This window comes from Chitinophaga sp. H8, from assembly GCF_040567655.1.
Classification (GTDB): Bacteria; Bacteroidota; Bacteroidia; order Chitinophagales; family Chitinophagaceae; genus Chitinophaga; species Chitinophaga defluvii.
In genome coordinates this window covers 1,298,307-1,320,144 of the sequence record NZ_JBEXAC010000002.1, presented here as the reverse complement: position 1 = coordinate 1,320,144, position 21,838 = coordinate 1,298,307, and the positions used below count along the sequence as shown (strand labels likewise).

Sequence of the window (21,838 nt, the reverse complement as noted above, 5' to 3'; positions counted from 1 at the left end):
ATGACCAACAAACAAACTGAAAAGATTTCCATATTGCTTCGTGAAAGCAAACTCAGCGTAACAGAAACCAGGATGAAGATCCTGGAACTGTTTATGAAGAGTAATGGTGCATTGGAACATAGTGACTTTGATAAGCTCACCGGGAAAGCATTTGACCGTGTAACGGTATACCGCACTTTACAAACCTTCCTGGATAAAGGTATCATTCATAAAATCCCTACTACGGATACCTCTGTACGTTATGCTTTATGTAAAGATGCCTGCTCCGAACATGTACACAACGATCACCATGTACATTTCAAATGTGAAGAATGCGGCACTACCATTTGCCTGGATGAAACCAATGTACCAGATATACATCTCCCAAGAGGATATGCAGCCCATAATGTAGAGGTGGTAGTAAGCGGGGTATGCAAACAATGTAAATAATCACGCCCAACAGGATACTGACAACAAAAAGCCCATGGTACATCACTGTCCATGGGCTTTTTTTATTATTTCAGATCAAGCAGTGCACCTGCAACTATTCCGCAATCTTTTCCATCTCTGTCTTCACAAACGCCACCAGTTCTTTTACGTAAGCAGGGGAGAAATCAAACTTAATACCTGCTGCTTTATAAAGTTCCGGTAAGGTCCTGGTGTTGCCCAGGCGCAGGGCATTCATATAGTTTTCCAATGCCTGTGTTTTGTTTTCCTTATACTGTTTCCACATAGCAATAGCGCCCAGTTGTGCTATACCATATTCGATATAATAGAAAGGCACTTCAAACAGGTGCAGTTGTCTTTGCCAGGTAATAGCACGGTAATCTTCCAGGCCGCTCCAGTCAGTTATTGCCGGAGAAAACTCATCCAGGATTTCCAGCCACTTTGCAGTACGTTCTGCAACGGTATGTTGCGGATGTTCATATATCCAATGCTGGAATTTGTCAATCGTAGCTATCCATGGGAAGATGGTAATAGCGCGCTCCAGTTGTTGCATACGGGCACGGCGTAATGCTGCTGCATCGTCAAAGAAAATATTCCAGTGGTCCATGGTAAAAAGTTCCATGCTCATACTGGCCACTTCCGCTATTTCCATAGGGTATTCCTTGAAAGCGCTCAGTTCCAGGTGATGGCTCAGGAAGGAATGCACTGCATGCCCGCCCTCATGTACCATAGTGGTCAGGTCTTTCATCTGCCCCGCAGCATTCATAAAGATGAAGGGTACACCGGTTTCTGCCAGCGGACAATTATACCCGCCTGGTGCTTTACCCTTACGGCTTTCCAGATCCAGCCGTCCCATCTGTTTCATCACCCGCAGACAATCGCCAAAGAAAGGGCCCAGTTCATCAAAACACTGAATCGCTTTATTGATCAGCTCTTCCCCGGTTTGAAAAGGTTCCAGTGGTTTTATACCTGCCGGCTCTGCCTCTGTATCCCAGGGCTTTAAGGTATCCAGCCCTAATTTCTGTTTATGCTTTTCAAGTATCTGCTGGGTAAGCGGAACAATATGTTCCTTGATAGCTGCATGAAACTGGAAACAGTCCTCTTTGGTATAATCAAAGCGGCCCAGTTCGGCAAATTTATAATCGCGGTAGTTGGCATATCCTGCGTTAACAGCTACCTGCTGGCGTTTACCAATCAGGGAAGTATATAACTGGTCCAGCGCATCTTTATCTGCCAGGCGACGGGCAGCTGTTTTGCGGAATACTTCTTCCCGTAAGGCCCGGTTGTCGCTTTCCAGGAATTTAGCCGCCTGCTGCAACGTATATTCCTGCTCGTTAACGGTAATCGTCATCTTTCCGGCTATCGCGCCATATTGCTGTGCCATTACGCTCAGCTCTGCCTGTAAAGGGATGTTCTCTTCACGGAACAGTTTTATCTGTTTGTTCACATTACGCAGGTAAGTAGCATATTCCTGCTGATCCAGGGCCTTCACCCATTCAGATTCCATGAGCTTCTTGTTCAGCGCATCTGCATATGGTTGCAACTGTGGCTGTATCTGCATACAGAAATAAGCAAATGCTTCCTCCAGTGATTTGTCGGTAGTATCGCAGGTCATACGTATCTGACGCCAGCAGGCATCTTCACTGATCACGGCTTCCAGTTCACTCATATCTTTCAGCCATTGCTCCAATACTTCCAGGCTGGTAAGCGGCCTTTGTTTCAGCTCTTCGAAATAAGGCTGTAATGCTTCCCAGGTCGTTACCACAAAATCTTCCGGTAAAAATTGCCGGGGAAGTTTTTTAATCGCTGCATTTAATACTGACATAAGGAAAAATTATATGGTGATTACCAACACCTGTTAAAATAAAAAATTCGGAGATCGATTTACGAAATCCGAATGTAAGACTAAGATGCTGAAAAAAGGCATCTGCTTAAAATAACTGTGCCACCGCGGGAAGCAGTGGCACAGTTACAATATGATTATTCTTCTTCCGTTTTTTTCTTACGGGGTTTTGCAGCTTTCTTAGGTGCTTCACCTTCCGCTGCCGGTGCATCTTCTTTCTTAGCTTTTGCTTTCTTAGGCGCTTTCTCTGCTGCCTCTGCACCTTCTTCACCCTCTTCCTTCGCTGCCTTTTTGGTAGCGCGTGGTTTTTTAGGCTTTTCTTCTTCTGTAGCTTCCGTTGCTGCTGCCTGCTTTGCTTTAGGCGCTTCTTCCGCTACTTCTGCTGCTTCCTCTTCACCAGCCAGGATTTCTTCAAACTTCAACAGTTCGTTAGCTTTTAATACCACAAACCATTTTACCATCTTCTTCATATCACTTACATACACCCTTTCTTCATCAAACTCAGGGTATACGTTCTTGAAGTATGCTTTAATGGTATTGTTGTCCGCTTTAGTATCTACTAAAGGGAAAGAAGCTTCTTTTTCCTGCATGGCCTTGAATACCTCAGCCAGGTTTACATTATCACCGGTGGTAAATACTTCAATACTTTCCAGCGGAGTAAAGTTATGGACACGGGAAGAAACAAACCTTGTGCTCTTATCTTCCAGGGATCTTACGATAGCGCCATCTTGTTTACTGGCTATTAGTTGAAACAAACCGCCCAAACCGGTTACTGCAACAATTTCTCTGTACTGCATGTTCAAATTTTTAGGAAGCGCAAATATAAATAATTATAATAGATTGCCTGCTGACAAATTTTCATCCCCGCTTCCATACAAGGATGAAGGCTGCCTAGCTCAACTTTCGTGCCATATGCCCGAACAATAACAGATTGCCTCACAAATTGACAGGCTTTAATACCTCCCGCCAATAGCCTGCCTTTCTGGCGGCTAAATATTACTGTTCCTGCTTATACTCCCCTTATCCGGTTTCCCTTACATCTTAATTGTAAAAAACCATCATATGTAAGCCCACCAGTTAAAAGATGATTACTGAATAGGTTATGAAAACCGATGTGGATATATTATTTTTGGGTTTCTTAAAAAATAAAATAAAACCGTCTTAAAAATGAAAGTCGCCGTAGTTGGAGCCACCGGACTGGTAGGCACAAAAATGTTACAAGTGTTAGCGGAAAGGAATTTTCCCGTAACAGAATTGATTCCTGTTGCCTCCGAAAAGTCTGTAGGTAAGGAAGTAGCATTTAAGGGCAAGACTTATAAGGTGGTGAATGCAGATACGGCTATCGCCATGAAGCCTAATGTAGCCCTGTTCTCTGCAGGTGGCAGCACCTCCCTGGAATGGGCCCCTAAATTTGCGGCTGCGGGTATTACCGTTATCGATAACTCTTCTGCCTGGCGTATGGACCCCACCAAAAAACTGGTGGTGCCGGAAGTAAATGGCAAAACATTAACACCGGAAGATAAGATCATCGCTAACCCTAATTGCTCTACCATCCAGATGGTACTGGTAATGTCCCCGCTGCACGACCAATATAAAATTAAAAGGGTAGTGGTATCTACTTACCAGTCTGTAACAGGTACCGGCGTAAAGGCGGTTACCCAGCTCATGAATGAAAGAAAAGGAGAAACCGGTGAAATGGCTTACCCTTACCAGATAGACCTGAACGTCATCCCCCAGATCGATGTATTCCTGGAAAACGGATACACCAAAGAGGAAATGAAGATGGTTAACGAAACCAAGAAGATCATGGGCGATAATTCCATACAGGTAACTGCTACTACTGTACGTATCCCTGTAATGGGCGGACATAGCGAATCCGTAAACCTGGAGTTTGATAATGAATACGAAGTAGCTAATGTACGTAAACTACTGGCAGCTACTCCCGGAATAGTGGTAGTGGATGATCCGGCTAACCTGCAGTACCCCATGCCTAAAGATGCGCATGACAAGGATGAAGTACTGGTAGGCCGTATACGCCGGGATGAAACCCAGCCTAAAACATTGAATATGTGGATTGTAGCAGATAACCTGCGTAAAGGGGCTGCTACTAATGCCGTACAGATCGCGGAATACCTGCACCAGCAAAAATGGATCTAACTATCACATTTCGTGCTATGTAATTAATATGGTATCCCCCTTATGTTACTGAAAGAAGGGAAGCATATACGAATAATATCATAATTATCTAAAAGCAAGCACATTAGTGCTTGCTTTTTTAATTTCAGTTCATAAAATCATCACTGCTTACACTTAAAAATTACACGGAAGTAGTATTGATTTGTGACATATATAATCCAATTTTGGTAATACAATCCTATGCCAACTACTTCCTGTAAAAGGCGGTATCTGAAATTTTTGAAATGCTGGAGACAATCGTTATTATCTAATCAGTAAACACCCTTAATCCTATGAAAACCAACACCAATCGTGAGCTTTTGTTAATGCATAAGTTCACCGAAGAGTGGAGCACTAATTTTTCGTCACAGGTATCACGTATCATGAACATTGTAGACCAGCAGGATACACTGGATGGCATCATGCCGATCATCGAAGTGGCTAATGTGTACAATCAACGTTTTGCTCATGCCCGTATGGACAAGGAAAACTTATTAAAAAACCGTAAAGCACGTCCATTTGAGTTTTTAATTCACAAGAACTGATTTTTCAAGTACAAACGATCCGGCAAAAGGCCGTAACAGGAATGGTTAAAAATTGTCAGGTGGTTATATAGAAAGATAGTAACACTATACTATAAACCAGCTGACAATTAAACTGTTCTTTTTTTTCCCCCAATACCATCCTGCTTTAAAACGGATGGCACAGGACTACTATTTATCATTAGTCAAGACCCCGGTTCAGGAAGTTCAGAAAAGGCTGCATGATCGCAAAGCTTTTCAATATTTCCCTTACCAGTGCAGGCTGTGTACAGGCTTCGTCTGTAATAGCATGGGTTACTACTAAACTCTTTAATCTTAAATAAGCAATGGCAGGGTTATCAGCATGGTACCCCTGAGGTACTGTCTTGAGCGCATCTCCTTCTACTTTACCATAGTACTTTATAAATTCTTTATTAGAAATGATCCGCTCAAACTCTTCAAAATTATAGTCTATTTCCTGGCGTACCTTTTTTAACTCCGGTGCTGGCGGCATCCATAAACCGCCGCCTGCAAAACTGTGCCCTCCCGGCTCCAGGTGAAAGTAATATCCTGCCAGTATAGACTTTTTACCACCGGCAGCAAAGGAAGCTCCCATGTTTGATTTATAAGGTGTCTTATCTTTTGAGAACCTCACGTCTTTATATATACGAAACACACAATCCTTTACCTGTAACCCTACTGTTGTTTTATCCTGTTTGTTTAACCCGTCTATGATCTGCTGCACGATGCTTTCAAAATCAGCTTTTGCCTGCTGATATTCCGTTTTATGATCATCAAACCAGGGTTTGTTATTATTGCTTTTCAGGTTCTTCAAAAATTTAAGTGTACTCGCCTGGAACATGGTATTATTTTTATACAAATTAAAAAGATAGTTTCAATAATCCGGTACTCATTTGCAGAAAACAAAAAGAGACCGCCCCGGGGAAGAGACGGCCTCATGCAGGATTGTTGTAAACCTTTTGTTATATGGGCCAAATTTTTAATTAATTCTTTTTGATAAAGCATCCGCATTAAAAATGGTAAAGCGCTGCTACCAATACATTGGCAGAAATATTACCTGCCTCTCCGGACGACTTATTAAATATGTTCTCAGAAGCTTTATCTAAACGGAACTCCGGTACAATTGTCAGATTACCCACCCTGTAATTGAACGATAAAGTTCCTGCTACTACACTTCCTCCATTCGGCATACCGCCAAATACCTTCAACCCCTTTTTATCACTGAAATACTCTCCACGCAACGTCAACCCGAAAGCATCCGTAAAATCACAGTTGATGTACAATGCTGATCCCCACCAGTTGGCCGTATTATCTGCGCCATCCTTGATCTGTGTATCCTTATAGGTACTGTAAGTACCGTTGTATCCCAACCCCAGCACCTTGTTTACCTGATAAGTAGCTACGGCATCCACCTGATGATTCTGGATGTTAAAAGTGTCTTTCCCTTCCAGGTAATTCAGATATAATTTCACAGGTGCTTCAGCAGGTGCAAACCCCAGTTGTGCTCCTATGTATTTATGATTGTTTAAGGTCACCGATTTAAGATCAGTAGGATTAAACACGCCCACCATAGCAGTAAGGGAAGAACTTAACGTAAAGTCGGCCTTTACACCGGTACTGAAAAAAGGACCATAGCTGAACATATAACTCATACTATAATTGCGGTTCAGATAAGCATCCACCAGTTCATAACCTACATGCGTACCAAAACTCCCCAGGCTTACCTTGATCTTGTCTGTAAGCTGATAACCTACATACAGCTGTTTGATCGCCATAGCCATGCTATGTGTTTCCGTGGGATTATCATTGTAGGAAAATTCAGCAGCTCTTCTGCCAAAACCAAGGTCTGCTACAATACTTCCTTTTTTAAAGGCATGTTCCACCTTTAAGGAAACCATGCCCAATTCAAATGAATTATGTGAATTGGTAAAACTGGTTTTATTATCAGTATTGTTTCTGTTCAGATTATACTTATAGTATACATCCGCCGACCCGGACAACTTAAATGCCGGCGCTTGTGTAGTATCTGCTGTTTGAGCGCATACATACAGACATTGACAAACGGCAAACAGGGCTATTACAATTTTTTTCATGAGCGATGGGTTTGGTTGATAAAATGGTAAGAAAAGATCGTAAGCTGCCGTTGCCGATTGTTTTGGAGTATGGGTGTATGACAAAGAGCGGGAAGGAAAGGTGAAAAGTGAAATACAAGCGTTACCTCACTTCTCACCTTTGAAATGATATTAGTGGATCAATGCTTCTTCTTTCAGGGAACCGTTATCACTAACGGTCATCATAGCAGGATGATAGTTTTCATTATGCTGTGTTACATCCAGTCCTAATGCTTCTTCATCTTCACTTACCCGGATAGGATGGATCAGGTTGATCAGCTTGAAAATACCATAGGATACTGCAAAGCTGTAAGTAACTACCAGCAGCAGGCCCAGTACCTGGTTACGGAATAATTCAAAATTGCCATAGAACCAGCCATCGTTGCCTCCACCATTTACCAGCTTGGTAGCAAATACACCGGTCAGCAACATGCCTACCATACCACCTACACCATGACAAGGGAATACATCCAGTGTATCGTCAATACTGGTTTTTGATTTCCAGTGCACCACCATATTGGACGCTATGGCTGCGAGGAATCCGATGAACACGCTTTGCGGGATACCTACAAAACCTGCAGCGGGCGTAATCGCTACCAATCCAACTACAGCGCCTATACAAAATCCTAATGCAGATGGTTTTCTGCCACGGATCACATCAAAAAACACCCATGATAAACCCGCTGCCGCAGTAGCCGTATTAGTAGTAGCAAAAGCGGATACCGCCAGTGAATTAGCAGCCAGTGCAGAACCGGCGTTAAAACCAAACCAGCCAAACCAGAGCAAGCCAGTACCCAGCAGCACAAAAGGAATATTGGCGGGTTGTAATTCTTTCTTCTCTACATGATCTTTCCGGCGTTTCAGAATCAGCGCACCAGCCAGTGCTGCACAACCTGCGGAAATATGCACTACCGTACCTCCTGCAAAATCCAGTACGCCCAGTTTAAACAGGATACCATCCGGATGCCAGGTCCAGTGTGCTATCGGTGCATATACCAGCAAACTGAACAATACCATAAACAGTACATAAGAAGTAAAACGTATTCTTTCCGCTACCGCACCCACTACCAGGGCTGGTGTGATAATGGCAAATTTCATCTGGAACAGTGCAAACAACAACAACGGAATGGTGGGTGCACCAGGCCAGGGGGCACCGGAACTTACATTCCGGAAAAAGAAGAACGTGGTAGGATCCCCAATGATGCCACCCTGCGATTTACCAAATGCCAGACTGAATCCTACCACCAGCCATACCACACTGATCAGCCCGGTGGCTATAAAACTTTGCATCATGGTGGAGATCACATTCTTCCGGTTTACCATACCGCCATAGAAAAAAGATAAACCCGGTGTCATTAAAAACACCAATGAAGAGGCTACCAGGATCCAGGCGATATCGGAGCTGTTATAACTGCCATTATCAGCAAAACTTGGTAGTACGGGAATAAAAATTCCAATTATTGCAACTAAAGCCAGAAAAATGAAAGGCAAGTAGTCCTGAAACGTATTTTTTTTCATAGCGCTTGATTTTAAATTTCTCAAATAAAAGTAGATAGGAGATATAAAACATCAAATAGAAGGCTATAAAAATAGAAATGGTCAAATATTATAGATTCATATTGTGATAATGTCAATTATATTAATTTAAATAATAATTTAAATATTGTTTTTTGAGGTGATAACAGGTAGTTAGACAACGGGCAACGCCCCACACATAATTGATAATCAACTAAATAAAAGATTTAAAAGGAAGGAATGACGATTTTTCAAAGCAATACAGAGCATTTGTTACTGTTAAATGATAAATAAGTTCATAATTTATTATATGTCAACTGATTAAAATTATAAATAATAAATACTATTATTCTGGTTTCATCGTCCCTTCTAACTTATATTATAAATAATTCTATGTAATATATTCTATTCTCACCCGGTTCATTTCCGATGTTTTGTCTTAAAAACCTTAAAATTTGGTGAGGGACACCTCCCATGGTTTTAAAGATGACAGGTCCGGCCTATCCAGGTAACAATCGCTGTAAATGGCAGGTATGGCGGGGATTAAAGGCAATCCTGCCCATCGCTGGTATTCTCTTGATATGGTTTCCGGATTTTAATAGACAGGCGCCTGTTAATCAAGTAGAAAATATTACAGCTGTATGTGCAGGAAAATGATAAATTCATACAAACGCTATCCACGTTATATGAAAAAGACATTATTAACCCTGAGTACGTTGCTCCTGATAGTATTCACCGCATATTGTCAAAGCGCTCAAAAGGATACCAGGCTATCTCCCCAACAGCTCAGGGAAGACCTGGCATATTTAAAGCAGCAGCTGTTCAATGTACACGCCTACCCCTATACGGAAATCAGCCCCACCAGATATAACCAACTTTTTGCAGACATCGCGTCCAGACTTACCGACTCGTCCACGGCAACTGCGTTCTTAAAAGAAATAAAGCCGCTGCTTGCCTATTTATGTGATGAACATGCACAGGCCTATCTACCCAATCACCTGCTTTGGACCAGCTATCAGCATGATCCTGTTTTTATGCCGGTTAGCCTGGTCCGCCGTGGCAAATACTACCAGGTAGACAAAATACTTTATGAAGGAGGTTCGCTAAAACCAGGGGATATTATTACCAAGGTCGACAACATAAAACTGGATCGCTTAATTGAACAATGTGCCCTGTTTACCTCAGGTTATCCTGAGCAGCGTACCGAAAAGGCTTTGCAGCAATTTGGCTACCTGTACACCTGGACCTTGCCTGCACCTCAGCACTATTTTGTTTTTAGAACCAGAGACGGTAAAGAAACCAGCCTGCCGGGAGTACCTTTAAAGGTATGGCAGGACGAACTGGGTAAACAAACTGGCTGGGATACGCATTGCGATGAGAAAATCACTTACCAAAAAATAGGAAATGCGGGTTATATCACGGCCTGTTCCTTTAACTTTCCACAGGCATACCTGGATACTGTTCAGCAGCAGATTGACAGCATCTTCCGCATTGTAAAAGCAGATCATCCTGCATACCTGTTTATTGATGTCAGCAAAAACAGCGGGGGACAATCCATTGTGGGCAATATGCTGATCGATTATTTCTATACCCAGCCTTACCGTGATTATAGTTTTGACTTCAGAAGAAGTGATGCCTATATTAACCTCTTAAAATCATGGGGCATTGAAGCGCCTGAATGGTACAAAACCGCTCCGGAGGGCAAACTGCTGCACTTTGACTCAGACACTATTCATCCACAGGAAAAACCCTACCATTATAACGGTAAAGTATTCATTATCGTAGGTAAGGGTACATTCAGCAGCGCCATGATGTTTGCTACCCTCGTAAAAGATAACAATATGGCCGTAATCGCAGGAGAAACCCCGATGCTGGGGCATCCCAATAAATTTGGAGAGCTATATAATACCCGCCTGCCCAACACTAAAATTGAGCTGCTTTTTGGTGTAAAACGGTGGATCAGACCTAAAGGTATCGTAAAGGAAAATCTCCTGAAGCCAGACATACTGGTTAATCTCACCGATGATAAAGCCGCATTGATCCAACAGGTGCTTGGGAAGTAGCTGTTAGCTTTTAGCAGTTAGCTTTTAGCCTGATGCAGCGATGAAGGCCTGCGAGCCCCGAGCCAGGCATTGCACGAAATTAAGTAGCTGTTGGCTTTTAGCCTGATGCAGCAATGAAGGCCTGCGAGCCCCGAGCCAGGCATTGCACGAAATTACAGACTGCCGGTTTTGACTTTAACTTAAAAGGATAAAAAAACACCAGTTACGCCTACCAATAGCCATACCAAAAGCGCCGTAAAGGCTAGCTGGAGCATGGTTAAAGCATAGTTAGAGCATGGTTAAAGCATAGTTAAAGCATAGATAGAGTATGAATAGAGTATGAAAGCTATAAAATAGAGGGTACAACAAAAACTTATTATGGTATAATATTATCCCAAGTAAACAAACCACATAACATCAGTAAATACCACAATTCCCCTCTGCATTAGGCTAACAGCTACACCTCAAAACACTCACTGCATTTTGCTCGCAGCTCATAGCTCGTAGCTCCCCTTCTCTGCATTAAGCTCAAAGCTTTCCTCCACAGCAACAGCTACTTCTTCATTCCGCCCAGCTCCCGTTCCATGGCAAACATCAGGTCCCTTAAACGGGCGGCCTCCATAAAGTCGAGGTCTTTGGCCGACTTCTCCATTTCGCGTTTTACCTTGGCAATCGCTTTTTCCATTTGAGGGATTGTTTTGGCTTCCGCAGCGGCGCTGGCGTATTCTGTCACATCTTCCGCAGCCAGCATCGCCGCTTCATCATGTACTGCATAGGGAGAGGCCTCATCAAAACTCTTGATCTGTAATACCGCTGTTTGTCCCAGGATCTGTTCTTTAGACTTGTTCACTGTTTTCGGAACAATACCATTTTTGATGTTATAGGCCAGTTGCTTTTCCCGGCGACGGTCAGTTTCATCAATGGTGCGCTGCATACTGTCGGTGATTTTGTCCGCATAGAAGATCACCAGCCCGTCTACGTTACGGGCGGCGCGGCCGGCTGTTTGGGTCAGGGAACGCTCATCCCTCAGAAAGCCTTCCTTATCGGCATCCAGAATGGCTACCAACGTTACCTCCGGTAAGTCAAGCCCTTCCCGCAGCAGGTTTACCCCTACCAGTACATCAATGGTACCCAGCCGCAGGTCCCGCAGGATTTCTACCCGCTCCAGGGTATCTACTTCAGAGTGGATATAGCGCGATTTGATATTGATACGTTGCAGGTATTTATCCATTTCCTCTGCCATCCGTTTGGTGAGGGTGGTAACCAGCACGCGTCCCCCATCTTTTACACGGCGGTCTATTTCATCCAGCAGGTCATCTACCTGGTTTACACTCGGCCTTACTTCAATAGGAGGTTCCAGCAATCCCGTAGGACGTACCACCTGCTCCACTACGATACCTTCTGTTTTGTTGAGTTCATACTCTCCGGGGGTAGCACTTACAAAAACCGTCTGGTTCAACAGGCTCTCAAACTCATAGAAGTTCAGCGGACGGTTGTCCAGCGCAGAAGGCAGGCGGAATCCATATTCCACCAGGTTCAGTTTCCTGGACCGGTCGCCGCCATACATCCCGCTGATCTGCGGAACGGTCACATGGCTTTCATCTACCACCAGTAAAAAATCATCCGGGAAATAGTCTAACAGGCAGAAGGGGCGCGTACCAGGCTTCCGCCTGTCAAGAAAACGGGAGTAGTTCTCAATACCACTGCAATAGCCCAGTTCACGTATCATTTCCACATCATAGGTAACCCTTTCGGATAATCGCTGGGCTTCTATCAGCTTGCCATTGGCCTTAAAATATTCTACCTGTGCATTTAATTCATCCTGTATTTCATAAATGATTTCCTGCATCATATCTTTTGGTGCCATATAAAGATTGGCAGGGAAGATAGCTGCATCATCCATCTTGGCAATACGTTTGCCGGTTTCCGTTTCAAAGCTCTCGATCTCCTCAATTTCATCTCCGAAAAAAGTGATCCGGTACCCAAAATCCACATAGGGCAGGTTGATATCTACCGTATCTCCTTTTACGCGGAAATTACCCCGGTTAAAATCACCTGTCGTGCGGGAATAAAGAGAATTTACCAGCCCATGCAACAAGGCATTGCGGCTGAGGGTCTGCCCCCGGCTGATACGGATGATCCCATTTTCATAATCCGTAGGATTACCCATACCATAAATACAGGACACACTGGCCACCACAATGATATCCCTGCGTCCGGAAAGCAGATTGGACGTTGCTTTCAGGCGCAGCTTATCCAGTTCTTCGTTGATAGCCAGGTCTTTTTCTATATAGGTACCGCTCACCGGCATATATGCCTCTGGCTGGTAATAATCGTAGTAGGACACAAAATATTCCACCGCATTTTCCGGAAAAAACTGGCGAAACTCTCCATACAGCTGCGCCACCAATGTTTTATTGTGCGTCAGCACCAGGGTAGGCTTTTGTGTATTCTGGATCACATTGGCCATGGTAAATGTTTTACCGGAGCCCGTTACCCCCAGTAATGTCTGGAAAGGCTCACCTGCCTGTATCCGCTCCGTAAGCTGATGGATAGCTGACGGTTGGTCGCCCGCCGGGGCGTAATTAGAATGTATCTTAAAGGGCATATCGTTTCAATTACAGATAAGGTTCAATGAATGCACCAGGGTAGTAAGTGTATAAAGTACAAATTTACTACAAAAGCGGGCGCAAAAAGTGTTAAAAAAGCATCATTATTTATCTTTGAACGGGGTATATTAAAAAATTATGAACACTGCCCAGGGAGATTATTTTCTTTTTTCATGTCATAATTCTGCCCCAACTTTACACCCTTAACAGCATCAGCATTATGAAGCCGAAAAGAATGATCGTTAGCCTGCTACTGGCCTGTTTATTGCCTTTGCTACCCTTAGCCACTTATGCCTGGGGGCCTATTGGCCACCGGGTAGTAGCCGAAATTGCTTACCAGCACCTGACCCCCAAAGCACGTAAAGCTATTGCCGCCATCATAGGCCGGCAAAGCCTGGCAATGATCGCCAACTGGCCCGATTTTATCAAATCTGATACTACCCACCAGTACGATCATACGTCTACCTGGCATTACCTGGATTTTCCGGCCAACTGCGAGCGCCCGGAATTTGACCGCCTGCTCCAATCATTTACCGGCCAAAACCTGTACTCCCAGACATTGGACATGATCCAACAGCTGAAACAACGCTCCCTGGAAAAAGAACAACAGGTGTTCGCACTCAAATTCCTGGTACATATGATAGGGGATATGCATATGCCCCTGCACGTAGGCCGTGACGAAGATATGGGGGGCAATAAAATTAAAGTATACTGGTTTGACCGCCCCACAAACCTCCACCGGGTATGGGACGAACATTTAATTGACTTCCAGCAACTTAGCTACACAGAATACGCAAAAGTCCTGGACATTTTACCGAAAGACCAGGTAAAAACACTCCAAAGTGGCCAGATCCAGGACTGGTTATTTGAATCACATCTGCTGGCCGACAAAGTATATGGCCGTGCCAAACCGGAAGAAAAACTCAGCTACCGCTACAACTTCCTGTTTGTAGACGACCTGAACCAACAACTCCTGAAAGGCGGATTACGGCTTGCAGCGGTGCTGAATGGGATATTTAAATAGCTATTAGCTGTTGGCCGTTAGCTTTTAGCAACGAGCTTTGTGGGAGCTATTAGCCGTTAGCTGTTAGCAACGAGCTTTGTGGGAGCTATTAGCTATTAGCTGTTAGCTGTTAGCAACGAGCTTTCATGCCCAATGCCTGGTAAAGAAACAGCAAATACTCCTTAAAAATATCAGACAATAAAATGCCCATGTACGATTACTGTACATGGGCATTTGTTATTTATTATTTTAAGCTAATACTATCCATTGCAGTTATTGCCGCTCTGCGTAAAGCTTGCATAAAAAGAGCTAAAAGCTAACGGCTAAAAGCTAACAGCTAACAGCTACTACACCAGGTCTATATCAAAATTAACCAGTTGTACAAATTGATCCAGACGGGCAGCAATATCCGCAGCAGTAATTTCTTTCAGACGGGCAGTACCAAATTTCTCTACACAGAAAGAGGCCATTACAGAACCTACGATGATCGCTGTTTTCATGTTTTCAAAGGAGATATCCTTTGTTTTGGCCAGATGACCAATAAAGCCACCCGCAAAAGTATCGCCGGCGCCGGTGGGATCAAATACATCTTCCAGTGGCAGGGCAGGAGCAAAGAACACATGATTTTCGTAGAATAATAATGCACCATGCTCACCCTTTTTAATGATCAGGTAACGGGGACCCATGGTAAGAATTTTGTGGGCAGCTTTCACCAGGGAATATTCACCGCTCAGCTGACGGGCCTCTGCATCATTCACCATCAGTACATCTACTCTTTTCAATACCGCTTTCAGGTCGTCCATCGCAATGTCCATCCAGAAGTTCATGGTATCCATTACAATCAGCTTAGGTCTTACCTTCAGCTGATCAATCACACTCATTTGTACCTGCGGTGACAAATTACCCAGGATCAGGAATTCACTCCCCTGATAGCTGTCAGGAATCACCGGTGCAAAATCGCCCAATACATTCAGCTCCGTAACCAGGGTATCACGGGTATTCATATCCATGTGATACTTACCAGACCAGTAAAATGATTTCTGGTCTTTCTTTATCTGTACACCTTCCAGCGCAGTGCCTATAGCCTTCAATTCGTCCAGCTCAGATTGCGGGAAGTCGTTCCCCACTACTGACACCTGGTTAATGGGTTTTACAAAATTTGAAGCTGCCCAGGCAATAAAAGTAGCTGAACCACCAATGATTCTTCCTGATTTTCCGAAGGGCGTTTCTATTTCATCAAACGCCATAGAGCCAACAACTGTAAGCGACATGTTCTGTTTAGTGTTTTAATTAAGGTATAAAGTTTAGTGCTGCAGTAAATAGCTATTTACCAGGCAGGGCCAAAGGTAAGGATATTCAAAAGCAAATTATCCATTATATAAAAATAGTCACCGGGGCGGCTTCCATCAGTTCCACAGCAGCCTCCTTTCCCGAAAACTGCAGCTGGTCTTCTCCTTTTACATCTTTTACGGTAGTACACGCCCATTGGGTGGTCACTTTCCTGATGCCTACGGGATAAATATGCAGCTGCCCCTCCGTAATATGCAGGCGTAAAAAGTTCTTGAAATGAGGGTAGTGAAGGGAAGAAAACGCTTCATTGTCATGAATACGGAACAGCAGGTTGGTAATAATGAAATAAAAGCCCATCACCAGGCCTGCTACCAGGCTTCCTCCCAGAAGCATTTCTACCGTAAAAACAGCCGCCTGCAGGAAGGTATTCACGTACAGGTGCAGCAGTTGCTGGTTGATATAAGCAAACAGCCATAACAAGGCAAAGAAATTAGCCACATGTACCAATCCATGTATTCCCCCCAACACGTACAGCCAGTTGGTTTTGCCTGAAGTCACATCTGTAAAGGCAACAAAACCCCCTACAATCGCCGCGCATCCCAGCACTACTGCGGGGGCAAACTGCAGCGTACGCCCGATAGCGGTAACGGCTTCACCCAATGTTGTGGTATGCCGTAGCCGCTGCATGAGCGTCAGGGTACCGGTATCTCCTATATCTGCCACACTTTGTACCAGCCAGGCCAATACCAGGTAAATAGCTGCCATCCCCAGGCAATAGCGCCAGTTGAGTACTACAAAAAGGATATTCCGCCAGGCAAGGGCCCTGGATTGCTGCCGGGAAGGGAAGGTAGCCTGGAGGCTCAGTACTTCCGCATTTTCTCCTCCCTGCTGCTCCAAGATAACCTCCTTTTTAAGGTTGTGGGTAGGATGCATAAACGCTCCGCCACCGCCTGCTGTAAATTTATGCTTCCCCTCCTGGTCCTTATCCTGCTGGCAGTAATGTGCATAATGGTGCAGATCGCCTGCAAAAGTAGCCACCAGGGAAAATCCCCGCTTTTCAATCAGGTTCTTCTCAAAGTAACGCAGCCTGGCATATGACTGATCATGCCGTTTATGGGAATAATAGATCCACGCTGGCTCTGCTGTGCATAACAATACCTTATCCCCTTTTTTCATATGCCCGCCCACTTCATTAAAATAACGAAGCTGCGGGTAGTCAATATCAGAATTGAGCTGTACATCAATCCCCCATATCCATACATTGTGGGGAAGGCGGATCGCAAAATAACTTCTTTGCTGCTGCGTTTGCCAGTTACCGATCTTCCGCTTCTGGCAAAACAGCTTCATAAAGCTGGTCAGCCCGTCATACCAGTCATGATTACCCGGTATCGCAAATAGGACCGGGCATGGCCCCTCTCCGGCCTGCCCGGGAAAAGCCGCCTCATAAGGGCCTTTCAGGCGATTATCATACGCCTCTTTTTGTGGGGTGGGATATACCTGATCCCCGCCCATGATCAATACATCGGCCCGTTTCAGCTGATGCCCGTCTACCTCCAGCGCAGGTTTGGCCAGTAAACTGGCTACGGTATAACAGGAATCAAACCCATCGCCGGTATCAGCTACATAATCCACCCAGCAATCCCTCATACTGCTATAATCATAATACAGCTCTGTACTGACCACATTGGCCTGCGCTTCCCGCTTATCGGCATAATTGCCAAATATGGAAGAGATAATAGTTTGTGTACCGATGGTGACCAACTGGGGCAGATCATACCAGTTCACCATTTTTTGCGGCTTAAATTTCATGGGCGCTTTACTTATTTCAAGCCTGTGTCCTTTCAGCAGGGGCTGATAACATTGGCTTGTTCAGACATAAAAGTTAATACTAATAATTGTTTTATCCGAACAATGATAATCCTGTTCCTCAGCCACGCAGCAAAAGCTACGACCTGGTACAAGGCGCTCCGGGTGCAGACAGTGCTAAAAAAATGCCGCCTGCTGCTATATCTACCCCGCTATTCCGTATCTCTTGTTATCAGGACAAGCTTCCGGGATTGTGGCTGATACATAGGGGGATATTCTTCGTATATATATTACCGTACATGCCAGCTTTTTTTTATCGTATGCAGGTAACTACTTAACTGATTCCTGTTGCAACATATATTCCCCCAATAAGGTTATCCGCCTCAGTTACAAAAAAGATAAAATAAATATATGTTATACAATTCCTTTACTGTGGCTCTTTTCACCTCCCTCTCTCCATTATTTTCAGTTTTTTTTTAACGCTACTGTAACTTTTGATTTCCGGTGTCGTTTAACAATGACATCAGCGCTGGAAACCTTAATTATTATCGTAACGGAAATCGGAAATCATTATTCGCATTACAAAAACCTAAATAAAAACGGAAATCATGCTTATGCTTAAAAAGAATGCTCTCAGAGTGGGAGTAATGGCTGCTCTATTTGGTGTAACCTTCGTTGCTTGTAAAAACAACGACAATGATAACCCTGGCCCTCAGCCACGTAGCAAGAGCTACGACCTGGTACAAGGCGCTCCGGGTGCAGACAGTGCTAAAAAAATTGGTGTACTGACTATCAAGGAAAATCTGCAGGATACATCTGCATCTGTAAGTATACAACTGAGCAAGTCTGCTAAAGACGTAACGCACCTGTTGTCAATGATCAATGGTAGTGTAGCAGCTCCTAAAACTGATACCCTGGTAAAGAAATTTGAACTGAAAGGTACCGGTGCAGAAGTAACTGCTGAAATTACCAAGAAGCTGATGAGACCTGATCAGAAGAAATTCTCTTATGACAGTGCCATTTCTCATGCATCTTTCGTTAGAGTACTTTACAGTGCTACTAAGGATAGCATCATTGCTACCGGAAATATTACCAAATAGTATTTTCATTCAATAAGATGAATATAAAAATAGCCGGAGCAAGTCCGGCTATTTTTTTGGTCTTACGCTAGGATATGGTTCCGGGAGGTGTGCTCCCGGATAAGACCGAGTTTAACTTTGCGCCTCACTCTAATGAGCAGGCTCATTGCGTAGTACTTTAAATTCCGTTCTTCTGTTCAGCTGACGACCATCCGGGTTATCTTTTCCATTTGGTAAGGTATTAGGTGCAATAGGCCGCGTTTCTCCGTATCCTTTCGCAATTACACGGGAAGATGGAATGCCTTTCTCTATCAGGTAGTCCACGCAGGATTGTGCCCGTTTTTGCGATAATTTCATATTATAGGAGTCGGAGCCTTTGCTATCCGTATGCGCACTCATTTCTATAACAATGTTGTCGTTATCCTTCATAATGGATACTACCGTGTCTAATACAATCTTAGACTGTTCGCGCAGGGTAGCCTTATCGTAATCATAGTAGATATCCTTCAGGATAATTGCTTTCCCTATTTCATAACGTTTGAGGCATATGGTAGGATTTGTGAGAGAATCTATCAGTGTTAAAGAATCTGTATTAAAGTAAATAGCTTTGGAGAAGTAACTTTCTTTCTCAGCCATAATCTTGTACTGCTTCTGCATATCCACTTCAAAACTGTAGCGGCCGGTTTCGTCTACCGTTACCTGATGCAGTACTACCTGCTTAATAGTATCCAGTAAGGTAACCTTGGCACCGGTAAGTGGCAGGTCGTTATCACAATCCAATATTAAACCATTAACTGTTTTGGCAATTTTCTTTATGCTGAATATTTCCAGGCAGCATACCGATTCCCGATCGGAGCTGATGTATCCTGCCGCCAATGGATGTTGTGGATTGCTGGCAGCATAGTAGATATCATCTTTAGGGGAGTTAAGGGGTTTGCCCATATTTTTGGGCACGTTCCAGTTACCGAAAGTACCCTCACTCTGAAAAAAGTCTAAACCACCCAGTCCCACTCTTCCATCGGAGCTAAACACCAGCACATTTTTTTCCGCATCATAAAAAGGGGCCTGTTCTTCATCTTTTGAGTTGATATTAGTACCCATATTACGGGCAGCGCCAGGTGCACCATTTTCAATAGCGCAATACCAGAGGTCATTCTTTCCCATACCACCAGGTCTGTTGGAAGCAAACAGTAAATACTTGCCATCTGTAGTAATAAATGGCTGCATGGAATTATAACCCTCCACATTTACATTGGCCCCCAAAGCCTTAGGCTCTGTCCATCCCGTTCCCTGGCGGTTGCTCACATAAATATTGGATTGTTTCAGCCCACCTTTCATACTCCAGCGGGTAAGATACATGGTATTCCCATCCGGGCTTACCGTAGCAGTACCCTGATCCATCCCTTTTGTGGCAGGGATATTCAGTTTCTGGCTGTTACCAAAGCTATTGTTACTACCGGAAGAAGTATACAGTGTATTCACATAAGGATTACCTTTCTTTTCCGTTGTGCCACTCTCAGGGCGCGAAGAAGTAAACAGCAGGGTATTATCATTTAGTTGCACCGGAGCATAGTTGGCACCGCCTTCATTTACATTACCGGTTGTTTTAGCAATGATATAGCGGGGAATCTTACTTTCTTCAGCAATGGCAAATTCACAGCAGGCTATTTCCAATGTAGCACGGGTAGAGTAATCATCCGCTGCGGTATAAGACTGGCGGAACTGTTTAAACTGCTCCAGCGCATCGGCATATTTTCCATTGGCTCTTAAACATACCGCATACCAGTAGCGGGCCAACGGAAATTGGGGGTTATTAAACCCTACAGCCTGCTCATACCATTTCTCTGCATTGCCAAAATCATTATACAGCCGGTAAGATTCTGCAAGGCGATTTACTACTGTCTGATAATCTTTAAACTTACTGCTTACCTTGCCAGCCTTCGCCACTGCATATGGCAATACCTCTTCTGGTTTTATTTTAAAAGTGCCAAGTGCTTTATTATAGTACTGGGCAGCGGAATAATAATCTCTGGACGCGTAAAAGATATCCGCAGTATGTCTATAATCATAAACATACTGTGCGTTTACAGTATTAACAGCACACAGTAAAGCTATCAGCCAGCAGAGTGTAATTTTTTTCATGAGGATCCATTTGTTGTTGCAGTCTTCACATGCATGCAATACCTGCGGCAAACGTGCTGTATCAAGATTGCTCAGTGATTGTATTGTTATGCAGGTATTGACATAATGAAAAACTTATTGCTGTTATTTTTATTTGCAAGCCCTCTACAATCTGGGGCAGATAAAATATTCTTCATTCATCACTCTTCTCTTACGGCTGATAAAGGATAATGATATCTCAAAGCTGTTACTTCCGTTTACAAGACGTTTCATATTGGAAGTATTGGCATCATAGCTCAGCCCCAGCACAAAGTTCTGAAAATGGAACCCTGCAAAAGGAATAGCAGAATCATTGATACGGTAATTACCACCCACCAGGAAGTCAAATTCCGGGTTGACTATTATCTGTGCATATGCACCTGCCACTATTTCTTCTGCATTCCCCTGACGCATATACAATCCTGTAGGGGTGAGGTTGACAATGTCGCTTATCTTTATTTTGGAACCACCATGGATCAGATAACGAACAGGTAATTTTCCATTCGTCCCCTCTGCCGCAAAAGGGTCTGTAGGCCTCGTCAGGTGGCCTGCAGAGAACCCGATGAAAGGATTGAAACGATGGTTGGGATTACCGTCAAAAAGCATCGTACCTGCTGCGGCATCAAATACATTGGAAGAAGAAGTCCTGATATTTTCCCCATTAGACATGGTGGGATCAAATCCGATTACCGGAGTATATTGACTACCCGTTTGAAACTTGGTAGGATCTATCTTCCGGTTAATAATACCCGCCTGTATACCGAATATTAACCTGGTAGTACCGGTAGCACCAAATTTCACCCCACTGTATGAGAAGCTCGCCATTGCATTCAGGTAATTGTATCCCGCATCTCCGGCAGACATGTTCAGTACATTTACACCCACCCCCATGTTCTTATCAGTGGCCGCATCAAAGGATACGCCTGCTGTGGAGAATGGTTTACCATAATTAGCCCACTGGTTCCGGTAATTCCCCTGTAAGCGGTAATCACCATCTATGATACCGGTTAAAGCCGGGTTAAGCCATAATGGATAAGCATAATATTGAGAAAAATGCGGGTCTACCTGTGCTACAGCATATCTGGGCAGTATGGCCCCCAGCAGGAGCATCAGGACAATGATGGCTTTCTTCATAGGAAGATGTTTTACTTGTTCGGATTTAGCCGGGATACCATATGAGGTATTGCTGATATCCCGGCTGTTATTAATATTGTTCATGTTATTGGATAATTAGTAG

At 43.9% G+C, this 21,838-nt stretch carries 17 protein-coding genes; 7 read left to right on the top strand and 10 right to left on the bottom strand.

The features are described 5' to 3' along the window. Positions 1-429: a Fur family transcriptional regulator gene (locus ABR189_RS19245; RefSeq protein WP_354662096.1), complete on the top strand. Its 429-nt coding sequence runs from the start codon at positions 1-3 to the stop codon at positions 427-429. A gap of 94 nt (positions 430-523) precedes the next feature. Here the strand turns inward: ABR189_RS19245 and ABR189_RS19240 are convergent, their stop codons facing one another. Both ABR189_RS19240 and ABR189_RS19235 read right to left on the bottom strand, forming a co-directional pair. Further along, entirely contained in the window at positions 524-2,251 is a 1,728-nt protein-coding gene (locus tag ABR189_RS19240) for a M3 family oligoendopeptidase (protein ID WP_354662095.1), read from the bottom strand. A 155-nt stretch (positions 2,252-2,406) separates the two neighbouring features. Then, on the bottom strand, positions 2,407-3,066 hold the full coding sequence (locus tag ABR189_RS19235; protein WP_354662094.1) for a DUF5606 family protein: 660 nt from the start codon (positions 3,064-3,066) through the stop codon (positions 2,407-2,409). 370 nt (positions 3,067-3,436) lie between these two features. Between ABR189_RS19235 and ABR189_RS19230 the strand changes: the two genes are divergently transcribed. Continuing rightward, positions 3,437-4,426 (top strand): aspartate-semialdehyde dehydrogenase, encoded by a 990-nt coding sequence (locus tag ABR189_RS19230; RefSeq protein WP_354662093.1) that lies wholly within the window; start codon positions 3,437-3,439, stop codon positions 4,424-4,426. 311 nt (positions 4,427-4,737) lie between these two features. After that, the gene (locus ABR189_RS19225) at positions 4,738-4,989 is read left to right on the top strand and encodes a hypothetical protein (protein ID WP_354662092.1); all 252 of its coding nucleotides are present in this window, start codon (positions 4,738-4,740) and stop codon (positions 4,987-4,989) included. Between the two features lie 178 nt (positions 4,990-5,167). On the opposite strand, the gene ABR189_RS19220 is transcribed toward ABR189_RS19225, so the two are convergent. From ABR189_RS19220 to ABR189_RS19210, 3 genes are all read right to left on the bottom strand, one after another. Further along, complete coding sequence (locus ABR189_RS19220) at positions 5,168-5,827, bottom strand: DUF2461 domain-containing protein (protein ID WP_354662091.1); 660 nt, start codon at positions 5,825-5,827, stop codon at positions 5,168-5,170. A gap of 169 nt (positions 5,828-5,996) precedes the next feature. Beyond that, positions 5,997-7,079, bottom strand: a complete 1,083-nt coding sequence (locus ABR189_RS19215; protein WP_354662090.1) for a porin — start codon at positions 7,077-7,079, stop codon at positions 5,997-5,999. 150 nt (positions 7,080-7,229) lie between these two features. Next, positions 7,230-8,615, bottom strand: coding sequence for an ammonium transporter (locus ABR189_RS19210; protein WP_354662089.1), 1,386 nt, complete (start codon positions 8,613-8,615; stop codon positions 7,230-7,232). Between the two features lie 683 nt (positions 8,616-9,298). Here ABR189_RS19210 and ABR189_RS19205 point away from each other — a divergent pair. After that, positions 9,299-10,675 (top strand): S41 family peptidase, encoded by a 1,377-nt coding sequence (locus ABR189_RS19205; protein WP_354662088.1) that lies wholly within the window; start codon positions 9,299-9,301, stop codon positions 10,673-10,675. Positions 10,676-11,207: 532 nt separating this feature from the next. On the opposite strand, the gene uvrB is transcribed toward ABR189_RS19205, so the two are convergent. Continuing rightward, a complete protein-coding gene (uvrB, locus tag ABR189_RS19200) occupies positions 11,208-13,262 on the bottom strand; it encodes an excinuclease ABC subunit UvrB (RefSeq protein ID WP_354662087.1) in 2,055 nt (684 codons plus the stop codon). Positions 13,263-13,483: 221 nt separating this feature from the next. On the opposite strand from uvrB, the gene ABR189_RS19195 reads away from it, so the two are divergent. Next, complete coding sequence (locus ABR189_RS19195) at positions 13,484-14,287, top strand: S1/P1 nuclease (protein ID WP_354662086.1); 804 nt, start codon at positions 13,484-13,486, stop codon at positions 14,285-14,287. A gap of 326 nt (positions 14,288-14,613) precedes the next feature. On the opposite strand, the gene ABR189_RS19190 is transcribed toward ABR189_RS19195, so the two are convergent. Continuing rightward, the gene (locus ABR189_RS19190) at positions 14,614-15,537 is read right to left on the bottom strand and encodes a PfkB family carbohydrate kinase (RefSeq protein ID WP_354662085.1); all 924 of its coding nucleotides are present in this window, start codon (positions 15,535-15,537) and stop codon (positions 14,614-14,616) included. A 103-nt stretch (positions 15,538-15,640) separates the two neighbouring features. Then, positions 15,641-17,365, bottom strand: coding sequence for a metallophosphoesterase (locus ABR189_RS19185; RefSeq protein ID WP_354662084.1), 1,725 nt, complete (start codon positions 17,363-17,365; stop codon positions 15,641-15,643). Positions 17,366-17,451: 86 nt separating this feature from the next. Here ABR189_RS19185 and ABR189_RS19180 point away from each other — a divergent pair, with 86 nt between their 5' ends. Next, positions 17,452-17,700, top strand: a complete 249-nt coding sequence (locus ABR189_RS19180) for a hypothetical protein (protein ID WP_354662083.1) — start codon at positions 17,452-17,454, stop codon at positions 17,698-17,700. Positions 17,701-17,970: 270 nt separating this feature from the next. After that, a complete protein-coding gene (locus tag ABR189_RS19175; protein WP_354662082.1) occupies positions 17,971-18,462 on the top strand; it encodes a hypothetical protein in 492 nt (163 codons plus the stop codon). Between the two features lie 129 nt (positions 18,463-18,591). Here ABR189_RS19175 and ABR189_RS19170 read toward each other — a convergent pair whose 3' ends face one another. After that, positions 18,592-20,583: an OmpA family protein gene (locus ABR189_RS19170; RefSeq protein WP_354662081.1), complete on the bottom strand. Its 1,992-nt coding sequence runs from the start codon at positions 20,581-20,583 to the stop codon at positions 18,592-18,594. Between the two features lie 144 nt (positions 20,584-20,727). Next, entirely contained in the window at positions 20,728-21,819 is a 1,092-nt protein-coding gene (locus ABR189_RS19165) for a PorP/SprF family type IX secretion system membrane protein (RefSeq protein ID WP_354662080.1), read from the bottom strand. Positions 21,820-21,838 lie beyond the last annotated feature (19 nt).